The 16,442-nt window shown below is 41.4% G+C and carries 15 protein-coding genes; 12 read left to right on the top strand and 3 right to left on the bottom strand.

The genetic code is table 11. From position 1 onward, the window contains the following. Window positions 1–91: 91 nt before the first annotated feature. The 4 genes from ACVW2L_RS07995 to ACVW2L_RS07980 all read left to right on the top strand — a co-directional run bounded on the left by ACVW2L_RS07995 (window position 92) and on the right by ACVW2L_RS07980 (window position 3,498). Window positions 92–1,048, top strand: a complete 957-nt coding sequence (locus ACVW2L_RS07995) for a PhoH family protein (RefSeq protein WP_457127440.1) — start codon at window positions 92–94, stop codon at window positions 1,046–1,048. A gap of 142 nt (window positions 1,049–1,190) precedes the next feature. Continuing rightward, window positions 1,191–2,135, top strand: a complete 945-nt coding sequence (locus ACVW2L_RS07990; protein ID WP_457127439.1) for a phosphoribosylaminoimidazolesuccinocarboxamide synthase — start codon at window positions 1,191–1,193, stop codon at window positions 2,133–2,135. A gap of 52 nt (window positions 2,136–2,187) precedes the next feature. Further along, window positions 2,188–2,565 carry an STAS domain-containing protein gene (locus tag ACVW2L_RS07985; protein WP_457127438.1) on the top strand — a complete coding sequence of 126 codons (378 nt, stop codon included), beginning with the start codon at window positions 2,188–2,190 and terminating at the stop codon, window positions 2,563–2,565. Window positions 2,566–2,586: 21 nt separating this feature from the next. Further along, window positions 2,587–3,498: a ribonuclease Z gene (locus ACVW2L_RS07980; RefSeq protein ID WP_457127437.1), complete on the top strand. Its 912-nt coding sequence runs from the start codon at window positions 2,587–2,589 to the stop codon at window positions 3,496–3,498. Between the two features lie 102 nt (window positions 3,499–3,600). Here ACVW2L_RS07980 and ACVW2L_RS07975 read toward each other — a convergent pair whose 3' ends face one another. Beyond that, window positions 3,601–4,548, bottom strand: coding sequence for an MlaD family protein (locus ACVW2L_RS07975; protein WP_457127436.1), 948 nt, complete (start codon window positions 4,546–4,548; stop codon window positions 3,601–3,603). Between the two features lie 11 nt (window positions 4,549–4,559). Then, window positions 4,560–5,483: an N-acetylmuramoyl-L-alanine amidase family protein gene (locus ACVW2L_RS07970; RefSeq protein WP_457127435.1), complete on the bottom strand. Its 924-nt coding sequence runs from the start codon at window positions 5,481–5,483 to the stop codon at window positions 4,560–4,562. A 52-nt stretch (window positions 5,484–5,535) separates the two neighbouring features. Here ACVW2L_RS07970 and ACVW2L_RS07965 point away from each other — a divergent pair, with 52 nt between their 5' ends. The 4 genes from ACVW2L_RS07965 (at window position 5,536) to ACVW2L_RS07950 (ending at window position 11,782) form a co-directional block, all read left to right on the top strand. Further along, window positions 5,536–8,292, top strand: a complete 2,757-nt coding sequence (locus tag ACVW2L_RS07965) for a putative LPS assembly protein LptD (protein WP_457127434.1) — start codon at window positions 5,536–5,538, stop codon at window positions 8,290–8,292. Then, entirely contained in the window at window positions 8,292–9,539 is a 1,248-nt protein-coding gene (locus tag ACVW2L_RS07960; protein ID WP_457127433.1) for a competence/damage-inducible protein A, read from the top strand. Before ACVW2L_RS07965 ends, ACVW2L_RS07960 begins: the two co-directional genes overlap by 1 nt. 43 nt (window positions 9,540–9,582) lie before the next feature. After that, a complete protein-coding gene (locus tag ACVW2L_RS07955) occupies window positions 9,583–11,337 on the top strand; it encodes a 2-oxo acid dehydrogenase subunit E2 (RefSeq protein WP_457127432.1) in 1,755 nt (584 codons plus the stop codon). A gap of 97 nt (window positions 11,338–11,434) precedes the next feature. After that, window positions 11,435–11,782 carry a phosphoribosylpyrophosphate synthetase gene (locus tag ACVW2L_RS07950; RefSeq protein ID WP_457127431.1) on the top strand — a complete coding sequence of 116 codons (348 nt, stop codon included), beginning with the start codon at window positions 11,435–11,437 and terminating at the stop codon, window positions 11,780–11,782. Window positions 11,783–11,852: 70 nt separating this feature from the next. Here the strand turns inward: ACVW2L_RS07950 and sucC are convergent, their stop codons facing one another. Beyond that, window positions 11,853–13,046, bottom strand: coding sequence for an ADP-forming succinate--CoA ligase subunit beta (gene sucC / locus ACVW2L_RS07945; protein WP_457127430.1), 1,194 nt, complete (start codon window positions 13,044–13,046; stop codon window positions 11,853–11,855). 218 nt (window positions 13,047–13,264) lie between these two features. Here sucC and ACVW2L_RS07940 point away from each other — a divergent pair, with 218 nt between their 5' ends. From ACVW2L_RS07940 to ACVW2L_RS07925, 4 genes are read left to right on the top strand one after another with little or no spacing between them, the layout of a single operon-like run. Next, window positions 13,265–13,924, top strand: coding sequence for an ABC transporter ATP-binding protein (locus ACVW2L_RS07940; RefSeq protein WP_457127429.1), 660 nt, complete (start codon window positions 13,265–13,267; stop codon window positions 13,922–13,924). Next, entirely contained in the window at window positions 13,924–14,241 is a 318-nt protein-coding gene (locus ACVW2L_RS07935) for a hypothetical protein (protein ID WP_457127428.1), read from the top strand. Before ACVW2L_RS07940 ends, ACVW2L_RS07935 begins: the two co-directional genes overlap by 1 nt. Then, window positions 14,231–14,848 (top strand): HAD hydrolase-like protein, encoded by a 618-nt coding sequence (locus ACVW2L_RS07930; RefSeq protein ID WP_457127427.1) that lies wholly within the window; start codon window positions 14,231–14,233, stop codon window positions 14,846–14,848. Before ACVW2L_RS07935 ends, ACVW2L_RS07930 begins: the two co-directional genes overlap by 11 nt. Window positions 14,849–14,870: 22 nt before the next feature. Further along, window positions 14,871–16,433, top strand: coding sequence for a S41 family peptidase (locus ACVW2L_RS07925; protein ID WP_457127426.1), 1,563 nt, complete (start codon window positions 14,871–14,873; stop codon window positions 16,431–16,433). The last annotated feature ends 9 nt before the right edge of the window (window positions 16,434–16,442 follow it).

The raw sequence follows: 16,442 nt of genomic DNA, 5'->3' as shown, positions 1-16,442 counted from the left end.
AATATTTATTGCTAATCTTGTACAAGCAGGAAACGCTGCAAATATTCAATTTTTAATTCATAAAATTCGGCAACAAAATAATCATTTACTATTGAACGAACTTAAATTATCTATCGAAAACGTAAACCCGGCAGTATTATGGGGACCTAATAATGATCATTTTGAGATCATTAAAAAGCAATATCCAAAGCTTAAAATAGTTGCGCGCGGCAATGATGTGAAAATATTGGGAGATGATGCTGAGCTTTCATTGTTTCAGGAGAAATTCACTCATTTGTTACAACACGTTGAGCGTTATGATAGTTTAAGTATTACCGATATAGAACGGATATTGGGGTCGAAGCTTGATAAATCCCCCGCACCGGAGAGTAATGATAAGTCGACCACCGGAGATGTGATTGTTTTTGGACCCAATGGTGTAATGGTTAAAGCGCGTACTGCCAACCAGCACAAAATGGTTGACTGTATTAATAAGAGCGATATTTTGTTTGCGATTGGACCTGCAGGTACCGGTAAAACCTATACTGCAGTGGCATTGGCCGTGCGGGCGTTAAAAAACAAAGAGATAAAACGTATTATCTTAACTCGCCCGGCCGTTGAAGCAGGAGAAAACCTTGGTTTTTTACCTGGCGACTTAAAAGAAAAAATAGACCCATACCTGCGCCCCTTATACGATGCGCTGGATGATATGATCCCTGCTGAAAAGCTTAAATTATACCTGGAAAACCGCACCATTGAGATAGCGCCACTTGCATTTATGCGTGGCCGCACGCTGGATAATTGTTTTGTGATTTTAGATGAAGCGCAAAATGCTACCGATATGCAGTTAAAGATGTTTTTAACTCGGATGGGGCCATCAGCCAAATTTATTGTTACCGGCGACGTAACGCAGATAGACTTACCGAAAAAACAGCAGTCGGGCTTGCATACCGCCTTACGTATTTTAACAGATATAAAAGGTATAGAGATAGTTTACCTAAGCGGCGAAGATGTGGTAAGACACAAACTGGTACGCAAAATTTTAGCTGCTTACGGGGATATACAGTAGGGTGGTATCAAGTAGCTAGTATCAAGTAGCGAGTAAATTGTTGCTTATAAAAGTTATTTGATTGCAGATCCTTAGAATAAATTGGTAGAAAAGTTCAAGGCGTTCAATCTTGATACTTGATACTAAATACTTGATACTAACAATGAACGCAATAAAAGAAACACATTTTAATTTTGAGGGCCAAACCGGTTTTTATAAAGGCAAGGTTCGTGATGTATATACTATAGAAGATAAGTATTTGGTAATGGTGGTTAGCGACCGCATATCTGCATTTGATGTGGTGCTACCTGAGCCGATACCTTACAAGGGACAGGTGTTAAACCAGATAGCCGCTAAATTTTTAAAGGCCACATCAGATATTGTACCTAACTGGGTAATTAACGTTCCCGACCCCAGCGTTACCATTGGCCGTATTTGCGAACCATTTAAAGTAGAAATGGTAATACGCGGTTATTTGGCTGGCCACGCTGCCCGCGAATATGCTGCAGGTAAGCGCCAGGTTTGCGGCGTTAATTTGCCAGAGGGTTTAAAAGAAAACGATAAGCTGCCCGAACCTATAATTACCCCTACAACCAAAGCGGCTGTTGGCCACGACGAAGATATTTCTCGCGAGGAGATATTGAGCAGGGGTATTGTATCCGAGGCAGATTATTTGCAACTTGAAAAATACACCCGCGCACTCTTTGCGCGCGGTATCGAGATAGCTGCTGCCCAGGGATTGATATTGGTTGATACTAAATATGAATTTGGTAAGGTTGGCGATACCATTTATTTGATAGACGAGATCCATACGCCAGACTCTTCCCGGTATTTTTACAGGGAGGGATATGAAGAACGCCAGGAGAAAGGCGAGCCACAAAAGCAACTCTCAAAAGAGTTTGTACGCAGGTGGTTGATAGAAAACGGTTTTCAAGGCAAGGACGGGCAAACCGTACCCGTTATGACAACAGAAAAAGTTCAGTCCATATCAGAAAGATATATAGAGCTTTATGAGAAAATAACCGGCGAAGAATTTGTAAAGCCTGAAGGAGAAAATGTATTAAGCAGGGTAGAGGGTGCTATTAAAAATGCTCTGGCCGGTTTATAAGTTTTCTTTTTAAGAATATTCATATATTAGCAGATTAATAGAACTAAATAAAATGAAGTTTACAGTTGATAAACACGAAAAATATATATTGCTGAAATTGAATGAGTCTAAATTAAACTCATTGATAACTCCTCAATTAAAGTCAGAACTTATATTGACCAATACCGAGGGGCAGCGCAATATAATACTTGATCTTTCGCAAGTTAAATTTGCAGATTCATCTGGTTTAAGCAGCTTACTGGTTGGGCATCGTTTGTGCAAAAACGCCTCAGGTTCATTTATCCTTACCGGGCTAAATGATGCCGTTTCGCGCCTTATTACCATATCGCAGCTTGAAAATGTGCTTACAATAGTTCAAACTGCAGAGGAAGCCATAGATTTAATATTTATGGAAGAGATAGAAAAGGAACTTAAAAAAGAAGCAAGATAGACCTTTAATTGTTTACCTGGTATGAGATTCGAAGTAACCATATTGGGTAGTAGTTCGGCAACACCTATTTACAACAGAAATCCTACTGCACAGGTGCTCAATGTTAACGAGCGCCTGTATTTAATAGATTGTGGCGAAGGCACACAGCAACAAATGCTGCGGTTTGACATAAAAGCCAGTCATATAGATCATATCTTCATCAGCCATTTGCATGGCGATCATTACTTGGGCCTTGTTGGTTTGCTTTCTTCTCTGCACTTAAACGGGCGAAAAAAACCGCTTTTCCTTTTCGGCCCGGCGCCGCTGAAAGAAATTATTGATCTGCAATTAAAATATTCAGAAACTGTATTGCAATATCCTCTTCAATTTACCGCTACAGATGCTAATAAGGTAGAAACCTTGGTTGCAAATGATGATGTAACAGTAGAAACAATCCCGCTTGACCATAGAATACCCTGCACCGGATTTTTATTCAGAGAGAAAAAACGCTTACGTAAATTGATAAAAGAAGAAATTGAGCGGCTGAATATTCCGGTATCGTTTTATACGGCGATTAAGAAAGGTGCAGACTATACAGCGCCCAACGGTACCGTGTATTCAAATGCATCATTATCTTTTGATTCTGCTGATCCACGAACTTATTGCTACTGCTCTGACACATTGCCTGTAGAAAAGTATTATTCGCAAATAGCTGGAGCGGACCTGTTGTATCATGAAGCTACTTTTTTAAATGCTATGCTTGACAGGGCAAAAGAAACACACCACACCACCGCTTTGCAGGCAGGCGAGATAGCCTTAAATAGCCGCGCGAAGAAGCTATTGATCGGCCATTTCTCGGCCCGTTATAAAGTCCTGGATGAATTGCTGGAAGAATCACGATCTGTATTCCCTGCCACCGAGTTGGCTATTGAAGGGAAGACTTTTTTGATTTAGTATCAAGTAGTCCGTATCAAGTATTAGTATCCGATAGTTTTTTTTAGTAACGATTTTGTCTTGCTACTTGCTACTTAATGCGACATAATTCCTACTTAAAAACTACTTATCCTTTCCGCCACCAAACACAGAGAAGTGTACGTAACGTTTAGGGTTAGCTTTTAGGTCTATGAATAAGGCATCTAAATTATTAGAGGCACCTTGTAGATTGCGGTACAACTGGTCATCGTTCAACAGTAAACCTAACGAACCTTTGTTGCTGTTAATTCTTGCCGTAGTTGCCTGCAGATCAGCCATCGCCTTATTGGCGTTATCCAACGTTTGCTTAATATTACCGTTGGCCATATCGGTGCTAAACCTGTTAAAGTTACCTGTTATTTGATTTAAGTTAGCTGCGCTTACTTTTAAACTACCGGTAACATCCTCTGCATTGGTTAAAATCCCATTTATATGGGTTGATTGCGCACCAACCAAATTGTCTATCTTCTTAGTGGTGCCCTCAAGTGTTTGCAGCGAGTTAGCAATGCTGTTAAAACTGCGGTCAACATTACGCTGGAAATTTGGGTTTAATATTTTGTTGATAGACGCTAATGACGAATCAAGCTTATTCATCAGGTTTTCGGCCTTAGTTTGAATAGGCTGAAGGCTTTCAGCCAAACTACCCTGAATATCGGTTTCCAGGGTGTCCTTAGTCTCAGCAAACTGTTTACTATCACCCAGCTCAAAAACAATAGCTTTACTGCCCAACAGATCTGTACTAACCAAACGGGCTATGGTATTTATAGGTACGTTGTATTTTGAGTCAATTTTAAGTTCAACAGTTGTTTGACCTGTTTGGCCCAACTCCATTTTTGAGATGTGGCCAATGGGAAAGCCGTTTACCAATACGGGTTTTGAAACAGAAAGGCCGTCGACACTTTGATAAATAGCATAAAATTTATTTGAGCTGGAAAAAACATCGTTTCCCTTTAAAAAACTATATCCTAATATTAGTATCGTAATAGCAATTGCAGTAAGTGCGCCTACTTTGGTTTCGTTTGAAATTTTCAAAGATGTGTTGTTTAGTTTTTTATTATTGTTTTCTCTACCTGGAGCTTGTAAGCCTGAATAGAACGTACTATAGTAGCAACGATCTCTTCCTGGCCTTTTTCAGAGTTAAGATATTCTTCTTCTTCTAAATTAGTTATATAGCCTATCTCAACCAAAACCGAAGGCATTGCGGTATGTACCAAAACATTTAAGCTCTGTTCCCTAATGCCTTCCAATTTTCTTCCGTCTACGTTAACAAACTCATCTGCCAGAATGTTTGCCAGCATAATGCTTTTCTGCCTAAATCTTCTTAAATACTCATTTGTAAGAATAATGGTGACCGGATCATTTGGATCTGCCTCAACATCTGCTTCCTCGCTAACCTGATTGCTTTTTATCTCACGTTGTTGCTCTCCTGTTCTTTTTAAACCATACACCAGCATTAAAACTCCCTTGCCTGATCTATCTACAACTCTTGTGGATTTGTAAACCGCTTTGCCTTTTTTAGTGCCTACACGCTCCCGCACTGTCTTATCAGGTAGCGCATTACAGTGTATTGAAATAAACAAATCGCCTTTACTTTCATTCGCTATTTCTGGCCTGCGTTGTAATGATACGTCAGTTTCAGTTTTTCGCGTCAATACCACGTTAACACCATCTATATCTTTTTCTATCGCTTTTTGCAATTTTTCAGCAACCATAAGCGTTACACCTCTTTCAGTTGAAAAGATGCCCGCAGAGCCCACTGAAAATTTGCCAGGTCCCGACGGATTAGGCTTAACACCGTGGCCGGCATCAACAATAATAGTTCTTAATTTATAACCGGTGTTTACAACTGTGTCTTTTTTAACCGAAGCTGTTAATACTGAAGCGGCTGACGTAAAGGAAAGCAACAAAATACTCGCTCCTAATAGGGGTAGTGCATAAATCAATCTTTTCAATGCCTTATTTTTCATTATTTTTGAGCGCTGTTAACTATATCTGCAAATATATTATTCGAAATCAATTTTGAAATTTATAAACCTGTTTTTTCTATTTGCAATTATTTTAATGGTTAGTATGATGGCTGCGGCGGGCCGCACGCATCATATTATTAACGTTGCAATAACCGATACTATTATACATCTTGATTCTACTGATAAATATCCGCTCATTAACAAAAGACAAGGTATCCCGAAAGGCAATCCCGAAAAAGTAAATATACCTAAAGATACCATACCTTTAGCTAATACTGCCAAAGCAGATTCGGGGCTTCTTACTGCTAAAAAAGATTCAAGCACGCTTACCGACGAATTGATTGCAACAGCGAAAGACTCGACTGTTTTTATTGGTACTGATACTATACGGCTATATGGCAGTGCCCGTGTAAAGTACGGAGATTTTGAACTGGACGCCGATTTTATCGAAGTTGATCAAACTAAAAAAATTGTATTTGCCCGCGGCGTTGTTGATCCTGTTACCGGCCGTTATTCAGGCCGCCCAATTATTAAGCAGGGAACGGACGCGCCCATTACCTCAGACTCATTAAGGTCTAACTATGAGACTAAAATGGGTAAAACCTGGAACGTGCTTACGCAACAGGAGCAGAACTACATCTCGCACGGGCAGGCGAAAAAGATAAGTGAGGATGAGGTGGCATACCACAATATTATATTCAGTGCCTGCGATAAGCCGGATCCTGATTATGGCATAGTTATTACCCGCGGTATTGGCGAAAAGAAACGTATAATTTCCGGGCCTGCCTATTTAGAAATAGCCGGCGTACCAATGCCCATTGGCCTTCCATTTGGTTTCTTCCCTAAACCGGATACTAAGTCTTCAGGTGTTATTCTTCCTACCTTTGGTGAGGATGCTACGCTGGGCTTTTTCCTGCGCGGTTTTGGGTATTATTTTGCCATAAATGATTATATGGATCTTACCTCAACCGGAACGTACTATTCAAATGGCTCGTACGAAGTAACCAGTGCCATGAATTACATGAAACGGTATAAGTACAATGGTAACCTGTCGCTTAGTTATGGTTCGCATAATTATGGTCTGGCCGGAGACCCTGCCGCCACAGACTTTCACATTAACTGGAGCCATTCGCAAAGCCCAAATGCAAATCCCGGAAGAACTTTCAGCGCATCTGTAAGTGCAGGTACATCAAGCTTTTATCAAAACAATCCGGCAACTACAGGCTATAATCTACAGGCATTAACGCAAAACCAGTTACAGTCTTCGGTTTCGTACTCGCGCATATGGCAAGGCACACCATTTGCACTTAACGTTAGTTTAGCCCATAACCAGGATCTGACAAGAAAAACGGTCAATCTTGAACTGCCCCGGGTAACCTTCAGTATGTCAACCATTAATCCGTTTGATAAAAGAGACAGGGTTGGGGAGCAAAAATGGTATCAACGCATTACGGTTGGTTATACCTTGAATGCGTCTAATAGCTTAAATAATATTCCGGAGAAGGAGCTATTTACAACTACTACACTTACCAAAAGAATGCGTAATGGTATAAGTCATCAAATTCCGGTAGCATTGAGTTTGAATGTATTAAATTATTTCCAGTTTAATACCGGCTTTAACTATAACGAGCGCTGGTATTTTCAGTCTATAAGACAACGCTATGCGCGCGCAGACTCATTGGTTACGGATACCATACCAGGATTTAACCGCGCCGGCGATTATTCGTTAAGCGGTGGCTTCAGTACAAAAATTTACGGAACCAAAAACTTAAATATAGGTTCATTAAGGGCAATACGGCACGTTATTACTCCTACTATAAGTTTTTCTTACCGCCCTGATTATTCGGGCTTAAACAGGCCTTATAATAAAGTTATTGTAAGCAATGCTACCGTTCCTTATCCGGTTACGTCAAGGCGGTACTCTATCTTTGACGGATCATTGTTTAGCGGCCCGGGAGGCGGCACCGCGGCAGGAGTGGGCATTGGTATTGATAACAATGTTGAAGCAAAAGTGCGGCCCAAAAGCACTGATAGTGTACAAACCGAGAAAAAGATAATGCTTATTCAAGGTTTAAGTCTAAATACCTTTTATAATTTTGCGGCCGACTCTTTCCAGCTTTCAAATATTAACTTTTCGGGTCATACCGCCATAATTCATGATCGGATAAATATAAGTTTTGGCGGAACTTTTGATCCATACAGTTCGAAGATTCTTGATTCAATATCCAGTAACCGAATTGTGCCGGTTGCGCGCCGTGTAAACCGCTACAGCTGGCAGGACGGAAGATTCCCTACGCTTTTAAATTTTTCTTTAACCGTAGGTGGTAGCCTTAATGCAGCTGCACTAAAGCAACCGCTTAACAAGCAATTGCCACCCGGCCAAACCATGCCCGGAGTTACACCTGAACAGGCCGACAAGTTAGCTTTGTTAAATAGCGACCCGAGCGCTTATATTGATTTTAAAGTGCCGTGGAACATGTCGTTCAACTACAACTTTAGCTATTCTAACAGCCTCACCGGTTCGTTTGTAACAAATACTATTATGGTTAACGGTGATGTTAGTATCACACCAAAATGGAAAGTGCAGTTTAATACCAACTATGATTTACAGGCAGCTAAGTTAAGCAGTGCTACATCATTTGCCATATACCGCGATCTGCACTGCTGGGACCTTTCAATAAGCTGGTTGCCTTTTGGTTATTACAAATCTTATAATGTTACCCTAAGGGTACGGTCAGATATATTGCAGGCGCTTAAGCTAACCAAGCGGAGCGATTACACCAATAACGGCTATTTTAACAGATACTAATGCGCGCAGAAATTATTACCATAGGCGATGAAATATTGATTGGCCAGATAGTTGACACCAACTCGGCCTGGATGGCCCGCCAGTTAAATAATATCGGAATAAAGGTAAAGCAGATATCATCAGTATCTGATGACCGAGAACATATTTTAAGCGCGCTTGCTGAAGCAGCTTCACGGGCCGATGTTATTTTAATTACCGGTGGGTTAGGGCCTACTAAGGATGACATCACCAAAAAAACTATGGCCGAGTATTTTAATGTTGGAATGGTTGAAAACGCCGAGACCTTAGCCAACGTAACGCGCATTTTTGCAAAAACAAACCGCCCATTACTGGATATAAACAGGGCACAAGCACTGGTACCCCAAAATTGCGAAGTTATAATAAACCATAACGGTACAGCACCAGGCATGTGGTTTGAAACCGACGGTAAAATATATATATCAATGCCGGGTGTACCGTTTGAGATGATGTACCTGATGGATGAACAGGTTATCCCCAGGTTAAAAACGGCATTTAAGCTGCCTGTTATTATTCATAAAACATTGCTCACTGCAGGCGAAGGCGAATCGTTTTTAGCCAAACGCATTGCCGATATAGAAGAAAGATTGCCGGAGTATATAAAGCTTGCTTATTTGCCCAAATTAGGGCAAGTTAGGCTGCGTCTTAGCGGATATGAAGGGGGTAATGCACGGCTTGAGGAGGAAATTGATTTATTTGCAGCTGAAATTGCGGAGCGGGTAAGTGATGTGCTGGTTGCTACTGAGGATATCGCACTGGAGAAAGCAGTACTCAACTTATTGGAAGGCGAGGGGCTTACGCTTTCGGTTGCCGAAAGCTGCACGGGTGGCTATATTTCGCATTTGCTTACCCAGCACGCTGGTTCGTCAAAGGTTTTTGCAGGTGGTGGTGTTGTCTATAGCAATGCCTTAAAGCAGCAAATTTTAGGCGTGGAAGCCGAAACACTTGATGTGTTTGGCGCCGTGAGCGAGCAAACGGTTAAGGAAATGCTCAATGGCGCGTTAAAAAAATTTAACACCAATTTTGCCATAGCCGTTACCGGAATAGCCGGCCCGGATGGGGGAAGTGAAGTTAAACCCGTCGGAACTGTTTGGATAGCAGTGGGTTCGCTCGAAAAAACTGCGGTAAAAAAATTCACGTTCGGCAGCAAAAGGCTTCAGAACATTGAGAGGAGCGCGGCGGCTGCTTTATCAATGTTGAATACTTTACTAAAGGATGTTAATAATTAATACGGTATTTTTATAATTTTGAGCTTATAACTATATATTCTGTATGGCCAGGTACGAGCTGTTATTACCAAAGATGGGTGAAAGTGTTGCTGAAGCAACTATAATTAAGTGGGTTAAAAAGCCAGGCGATTATATAGAAGCAGATGATGCGGTAATAGACATTGCAACTGATAAAGTAGATTCTGAGGTACCTTCACCGGTATCAGGCAGGCTGGTTGAACAGCTTTGCAAGGCAGACGATATAGTTCAGGTTGGAGCCGTTGTTGCCATCATCGAAACTGAAGATGCAAAGGAGAAGGAAACTGCGCCTGCACCTGTTGCCAGCATCTCTCAACCACAACCCGATACTGCTAAGCAAGAAGTAATTGAACCCGTTACGCAAACACAACAAGCCATACCCGGAACTGATTTATTGGCAAAGGCACAGGCTGCTGCGCCACAACGCTCTGCAAACGAGCCTCAGCGCTTTTATTCTCCATTAGTAAAACATATAGCCTTCCAGGAAAAAGTAGGAGTAGAAGAGCTGGATCGCATTCCGGGAAGCGGTTCAGACGGACGCTTAACAAAAGATGATCTATTAAATTATCTAAGGGTAAGAGACCGCGATAAAAGTGCGGCAGATGCGCCACCTGCATCGCCTGCTGGCTATGAAACAGCAGTTGATTCAACGCCGCCTGCAATAGAATTACCGGCTAAAGCGGCAGAAGCAGAAAAAGTGGCAACTCCCGAGCCGGAACCAAAACCAAAGCCAGTTCCAGTTTTACAGGCTGAACCAAAACCTCAGCCAGCAGCAGTTTCCCAACCGGAACCAAAACCAGAGCCGGTGGCCGTTCCCCGGCAGGAGGCAAAGCCCCAGCCGGTGCCAGTGCGACAACCCGAGCCAGAACCACAGCCGGAGCCAACGGTAATGCGCCAACCGGAGCCAAAACCGCAGCCAGCACCAACGCCTCAACCGATTGCAGTTGCAGAACAAACCGAAGCTAAGGCTGTTAAGGAAACGGCTTCAGTAGGGCAACAGGAGCGCCCGGTGCAACAGCGATATACTGAGCCTTTAAAAGAAGCACAGGCCGCTGCATCTTCTATAACAGGAGGTGATGAGATAATTGAAATGGATAGGATGCGTAGGCTTATTGCCGAGCACATGGTTATGAGCAAGCGTACTTCGCCGCATGTAACTTCATTTGTTGAAGCAGATGTTACAAATTTAGTTTTGTGGCGCGACAAAATAAAGAACACCTTTGAGAAGCGAGAAGGCGAGAAAGTAACCTTTACACCTATATTTATAGAGGCGGTTGTTAGGGCTATAAAAGATTTTCCGCTTATTAACTCTTCTGTTAATGGCACCCAAATAATACGTAAAGCCGCTATCAATATCAGCATGGCAACAGCTTTGCCTAACGGAAACTTGATAGTTCCGGTTATAAAAAAGGCAGACGAACTTAACTTATTGGGGCTTACCAAGGCAGTTAACAGCCTGGCCAATAAAGCCCGCAATAACAAACTTCAGCCCGACGATGTAAAAGACGGGACATTTACCATAACCAACGTAGGTACATTTGGTAACCTAATGGGTACACCCATTATTAATCAGCCACAGGTAGCTATTTTAGCCATGGGAGCTATAAAGAAAAAGCCGGCTGTTTTAGAAACACCCGGAGGGGATATTGTTGTGGTGCGACAAATGATGTTCCTGTCACTGTCTTATGATCACCGCGTAGTAGATGGTGCCCTTGGCGGATCGTTTGTAAAACGGGTTGCTGATTACCTTGAGAACTGGGATATTAACCGGGGTATTTAACTTTTTGCTTATAAATTGTTTGTTGTTGCAAACAAGTACTTCGCGTTTTTAGTTTAATATATGTACGTTAACCGTACTATACTTAAACTAATTTGCCATGGAAAATTACGAGACCTTAGTGGATGCCACTAACGATTTAATGAAAAGGGGATATACTGCTAACCTGAGCATAGGGGGTGATACTGTTGACGATAAATCTCAGGACATACATATGACCGCTGATGATTTTTCAATTGATGAATTCTATCGTTTTGAAGGACCGAGCAACCCGTCGGATATGTCGATAGTTTATGCCGTAAGTTCTCCTAAATATAATTTGAAAGGAATTATTGTAGATGCCTACGGCACTTATGCTGTCGATAGCTCGTCGGCAGTGCAAGCGAAACTACATCATTGGATGATAAGCCACAACTTACACAGCAGCGACAGACCCACAGCGTCGTAAAAACATTCATAAATAGAAACAGCGATGAGTTTGAACCCATCGCTGTTTCTATTTACAAATGCTGGTAAAATTACTTGGCCAACACTTCTTTTACTCTTTCTGCAGCTTCTTTTAACAATATAGCCGAGAATACTTTAAGCCCTGAATTATCAATTAATTCTTTAGCTTCCTTAGCATTTGTGCCTTGTAAACGAACAATGATTGGAACCGGGATATTTCCTATTTCATGGTAAGCATCAATTACACCCTGCGCAACACGATCGCAACGAACAATACCACCAAAAATATTGATCAGAATAGCTTTAACGTTAGGGTCACTTAATATGATATTGAAACCGGCCTTAACAGTCTGCGCGTTCGCGGTACCGCCTACGTCCAAAAAGTTCGCTGGTTCGCCACCGGCTAATTTAATAATATCCATTGTAGCCATTGCCAAACCGGCACCGTTAACCATACAACCAACGTTACCGTCAAGCTTTACATAGTTAAGATTTGATTTGCCGGCTTCAACCTCCGTAGGATCTTCCTCGGCAGTATCGCGCATAGCAGCATAATCAGCATGGCGGTATAATGCGTTGTCGTCAAGGTTTACTTTGGCGTCAACGGCTAATATTTTGTTATCAGATGTTTTCAACACCGGATTGATCTCAAACATTGAAGAATCAGTAGCCTCGTAAGCTTTATATAATGACGCAATAAATTTGGTCATATCTTTAAAAGCATCGCCCGATAAGCCAAGATTGAATGCTATTTTACGGGTTTGGAATCCTTGCAGACCTACCTTCGGATCAACTTCTTCTTTAAATATCAAATGAGGAGTGTGCTCAGCAACTTCTTCAATATCCATACCGCCTTCGGTTGAATACATAATGATGTTACGGCCTGCCGCCCTGTCAAGCAAAACGCTTACATAAAACTCCTTGGTTTCGCTTTCACCAGGGTAATAAACATCCTGTGCTACTAACACTTTACTCACCAGTTTACCTTCAGGGCCGGTTTGTGGTGTAACTAATTGCATGCCTAAAATAGCGCCTGCTTTTTCTGCTACCTCGTCAAGGTTTTTTGCCAGCTTTACGCCTCCACCTTTACCGCGGCCACCTGCATGTATCTGAGCCTTAACAACAACCCAGCTTGAGTTGTAATCTTCTTTCAATTTTTTAGCTGCCTCAACAGCTTGTTCAACGGTATCGGCAACTATGCCTTCCTGAACTCTAACACCGAAACTTTTTAGTATGGATTTACCCTGGTACTCGTGAATATTCATGTTTTTAAGCGGATTTTGCGGTAAATCTACAATTTTATAGCAAGAAAAATTGCGTTTTTTCCATAATTTGCTTGTTACAATCGGAAAGAAGTCAGGATTAGTCAACTTACACTGTTGTAAGTTGAAAGTTTTATGTTGTATGTATTGATCAATCCCTTAAACTTACAGCCTACAACCCATAACTTTCAACTCACAACAATAAGCATTACCTTTACACAATGTTAAAAGCAACTGCCATTCACAAGGCATATGGGCAGCTCCAGATATTAAAAGGAGTTGATATTGAAGTACAAAAAAGCGAAATAGTTACAATCGTTGGAGCTTCTGGCGCGGGGAAGAGTACCTTGCTTAATATTTTAGGAACGCTGGACCATCCCGATTCGGGCCAGCTTTTTATAAACGGAGTAGAGCTTAATAAGTTAAATAATAAAAAACTGAGCCACTTTAGAAACCTCCAAATTGGTTTCATCTTTCAGTTCCATCATTTGCTTGCTGAATTTGATGCGCTTGAAAATGTCTGCATTCCGGCTTTTATTGCGGGTACCCCAAAAGCACAGGCCGAAAAGCGAGCTAAAGAACTGCTGGATATGCTGGGCCTTAGTGCCAGGATCAATCACAAGCCCAATCAGCTTTCCGGCGGAGAGCAGCAACGCGTTGCTGTGGCCCGGGCGTTGATCAATAAACCCGCGCTAATTTTTGCCGACGAACCATCTGGCAATCTTGACTCAAACAATGCACGCGAATTGCATGAATTGTTTGTTAAGCTGCGGAAGGAATTTGAGCAAACCTTTATCATTGTTACGCACAACGAGGAACTGGCTAATATATCAGACCGTAAGGTGTTTATGAAGGACGGGGTAATAGAGCAATTAGCTTAATGGCAGCGATTTTAATAACAGGGGCGCTTTCTGCTAAGGCCCATCGCCTAAAAAGTGAATATTCGGCCAATGCTGTGGCAATTATCATGGGCGATTTTAATGATGTACCCGAGCTAATGCTTAAATCACGCGCCATCATCAAATTGCCTCATCCTGATGCTCCGGCTTATCCCCATCAAATACTAACATTTTGCCTGGATAATAACATAAACACCGTTTTTGTATTAAACGCGCACGAAATCAAAGCCTTAGAACCCGCATTACAATTATTTTTTGAGTATGGCATTGAGATACAATTAATTAAAAATGACTTATAACGATATAGATAAGCGAAAAACAGCGTTTATACTTGAATTAGATAACGTTATCTATCCTGAAAAGGATTATTTGTTCCAGGTTTATTACCTGTTTGCAAGCGCAATAGAATATACAGACCTGGTTGATGCCAAGACTACAACCGATTTAATGGTAGCTACGTATTTAGAGGAAGGCCATGAAGTAGTTTTTGATAGGGTGAAAGAGAAACTGGGTGTTAACGAAAAATACAGGCAAAGTTTTGAGCATTTAATGTTAACCGCTAAACTTCCGCTTAAATTGTTAGTCTATCAAAACGTTTTAGAACTATTACAGGAAATTGTTATTGACCGTAAAAAGATATTTATTGTTACCGACGGGAATACGCAGCAGCAACTTAATAAAATAAAGCAGACAGAGTGGAACGGGCTTGAACCTTATTTGATGTGCTATTTTACATATGAAAGCAGACCAAAACCAGAAACCGACGCAATAGAACTTTTAATTAAGGAACATAATTTGAACAGGCGGGATATAATGATGATAGGAGCAACTGATGCTGATAGTAGGTGTGCAGAAAGCGTTGGAATAGACTACACAGATGTAAGTGCCTTTTTAGCAAATAATTAAAATTTATCGTAACTTACATTTCATGAAGAGAGTATTGACTTTAGGATTATTAGTAGGAACAACTATTTTAACATCTTGCAGCAAAAAGAAAGATGATGGGAGCAGTCCGGAAGTAATAGCTCCGTCAAAAAACGGGTCAGCACTTGATCTTATGCGCGATTCGGTATTTTTATACGCCAAGGAAGCATACTACTGGAACGACGGCTTACCTGATTATGCTACATTTAAGCCACGTACCTTCACAGGTTCAAATGATTTGGCTGCGTTGGCTAAAGAGGTTGATGCAATATCGCAATACAAAATTAATCCGGCTACCGGAAGGGCTTATGAGTTTGAAGAATCATCCCCGGGAAATGCGAAATATTCCTTTATCGACGGAGGGGAAACGTCTACAGAGCTAGGTGGAACGCAGGGCGATTTCGGCTTCGCCCCATTTTATTTTGGCGATAATGATTTGAGGATAAAGTATGTTTATCCAGGCTCGCCTGCTGCTGCTTTTTCTATAAAAAGAGGATACAAGGTTGTTAGCATAAACGGTAACACTAATATTTCTTATGATAAAGGGGGCTCACGTACCCAGTTTGTAGTGAATGCTTTTTTTTACAGCAACAGTATCACGTTAACTTTAGAAAGGCCTGATGGTACTCAATTTACCGCTACCGTTAATGCCAACTCTTATACTACCAACCCTGTAATAACATATAAGGTGTTTAGCGGTACAGGGGGCCATAAAATAGGTTATTTCGTTTTTAATTCCTTCACGTCACAGGCCAATGCGCAGCCTAAACTTGACGAGGCTTTTAATTATTTTGCAGCTAATGGAGTTACAGACCTGGTAGTTGATCTTCGTTATAACGGGGGTGGATATGTCTCTACTTCGGAATACTTAAGTAATTTAATAGCCCCGGCTGCAAAAACCGGAAATTTAATGTATGCAACCTACTTTAACAGCATTCTTACATCCGGAAAAGCCAGCATTTTAGCCAACCAGGTTAGGCGAGACCCATCTAACAACCAAACCTACAATTATACCCAATTTGACTATAGCGTAGCCGGAAACTATGTGTATTTTAAAAAGGCCGGGCCGCTTAATTCAGTTGCTAAGGTTTGTTTTATAGTAGGTGGCGGTACTGCTTCGGCAAGCGAGTTGCTGATCAACAATATACTTGGTCTTGGAAGTGTTGATGTGAAATTAATTGGCAGCACAACTTACGGTAAGCCGGTTGGTTTTTTTGACATCAGGATAAACAAGTATGAAATGTATATACCAGAATTTGAAACTAAAAACGCTTTAGGGCAGGGGGGGTACTATATAGGGATGACACCAGGGTCTGCTCAGTATCCCGGTCAAATAGGTGGTGATGATATAAGCCATGATTTTGGCGATCCGCAGGAGACGTTATTGTCATACGCTCTAAATTATATCAATTCCGGAAAGTACACTACCACAAGTTCACAGCTTCAGGTGCAATCGCTCCAGCAAAAAGGCATGTTCTCGGTTGACGAGTCATCTGATGTTGGAAGAAAGCTGGATGACGGCAAATTTAACGGGATGATTTTTGATAAACCGCTTAAGCGCAAATAAAAAGAAAAT

It is taken from the genome of Mucilaginibacter sp. HD30 (assembly GCF_054061755.1).
The sequence above is the reverse complement of the archived record's forward strand: the minus strand, read 5'-3'. Positions and strand labels throughout refer to the sequence as shown.